Origin of the sequence: Kitasatospora sp. NPDC093558, assembly GCF_040683475.1 — a bacterium.
GTDB lineage: Bacteria > Actinomycetota > Actinomycetes > Streptomycetales > Streptomycetaceae > Kitasatospora.
The window spans coordinates 1-1,596 of the sequence record NZ_JBFBDY010001079.1 but is presented as its reverse complement, the minus strand read 5'-3'; the positions used below and the strand labels follow the sequence as shown (position 1 = coordinate 1,596).

Annotated in this window: 3 protein-coding genes; all 3 read left to right on the top strand. The window is 72.9% G+C overall.

The features are described 5' to 3' along the window. Window positions 1-430 (top strand): precorrin-6A/cobalt-precorrin-6A reductase (locus tag AB0O00_RS38640; protein ID WP_363659355.1); only part of this gene is annotated, 430 nt, incomplete at its 5' end. 81 nt (window positions 431-511) lie between these two features. Beyond that, the gene (locus tag AB0O00_RS38635) at window positions 512-1,015 is read left to right on the top strand and encodes a DinB family protein (protein ID WP_363659354.1); all 504 of its coding nucleotides are present in this window, start codon (window positions 512-514) and stop codon (window positions 1,013-1,015) included. A gap of 34 nt (window positions 1,016-1,049) precedes the next feature. Next, on the top strand, window positions 1,050-1,596 hold a 547-nt coding region (locus tag AB0O00_RS38630; RefSeq protein ID WP_363659353.1), incomplete at its 3' end, for a hypothetical protein.

Genomic DNA, 1,596 nt, shown 5'->3' with positions numbered 1-1,596 from the left:
CCCCGTGCCCTCGCTCGCCGCGGCGGCCGAGGCCCTGCCCGCCCTCGGGCGGCGGGTGTTCCTCACCACCGGACGACAGGGCATCGGCACGTTCGCGCACCTCGACGGGCTGCACTTCGTGGCCCGGTCGGTCGACCCGCCCGAGCCGCCCCTGCCGTCCTCGCTCGAAGTCCTGCTGGACCGCGGCCCGTTCACCCTGGACGGCGAACGCGCGCTGTTGCGGGAACACCGGATCGACGTCCTCGTCACCAAGGACAGCGGCGGCGCCGCCACCGCGCCCAAGCTCACCGCCGCGCGCGAACTCGGCCTGCCGGTGGTCGTCGTGGAGCGCCCGCCGCTGCCCGAGGGCGTGCCGGTCGCAGCGGACGTCGCGGGAGCGGTCCACTGGCTGGCCACGGAATCCGGGGCGTTCGGCGAACTCGCCGGGTAGGCGGGGAGGTTCGGCGCGCCCTTCCGCGCACACCGCGGAAATCACCTCGCGAGCAGGCGCCCACGGCGGCAGGATGAGCCGATGGACAACGATCAGCGCACCACCACGCTCCGCACCGCGGCCGAACGGGACACCCTGGCCAGCTTCCTGGACCACCAGCGCGACACGCTCGCCATGAAGTGCGCCGGCCTGACGCCCGGCCAGCTCCGCACCCGGGCCCTCCAACCATCCGGCCTCAGCCTGCTCGGCCTGGTCCGCCACCTCGCCGAGGTCGAGCGCAGCTGGTTCCGCAACGTCCTCGCGGACGAGGGCCGCCCCGGCTTCTGGAAGCACCCGGACGGCTCCTTCGCCGAATTCGACGTCGACGACGCCGACCCGGACGAAGCGTTCGCGGTCTGGCGTGGCGAGTGCGAGCACGCCCGGGAACTCGTCGCCGCCGCACCCTCGTTGGAGACTCCGGGCCACTACGGCGAGGAGGTCTTCTCGCTGCGCTGGATCCTCACGCACATGATCGAGGAGTACGCCCGCCACAACGGCCACGCCGACCTCCTGCGCGAGCACATCGACGGCACCACGGGCGAGTAGGGCCCGCCGAACGGGAAGGATCACGGAGCCAGGCATGCGGACCCGCAAGAAGGAGCGCGACAACCCGGGCCCCTCGACCCCCTGGAACGAGATCATTCCCGGGCTCTGGATGGGCGGGCACTACTGGACCCCACCCGGCGGCGAGCTCGAACTCGCCGTCGTGGGAGACGAGTTCGACGTGGTCGTCAGCCTGTTCACGCTGCCGGGCCACGGGCCGTCCCCGCACGTGGAGCACATCGTGCGCGCAGTGCCGGACGACGTGCTCTCCGCCGTCCAGCTCCGGGCCGTCCAGGACGCGGTCGAGCTCACCGCGGAGGCCGTGCGCCGCGGTCGCCGGACGCTCGTCCGCTGCCACTCCGGCTTCAACCGCTCCGGCCTCGTGGTCGCGGGCGCCCTCACGCTCCTCGGACACGACACCGACCGCGCCATCGGGCTGGTCCGGGAGCGGCGTTCGCCCTGGGCGCTGAACAACCCGGTGTTCGTGGAGTACCTGAACACCGGGTTGGACGTGGCCCTGCTGCTGTCCGGCCTCGACGGGTCGGCCAGAATACCAAACCGCAGTTCGCCCGGCCGGAAGGCCG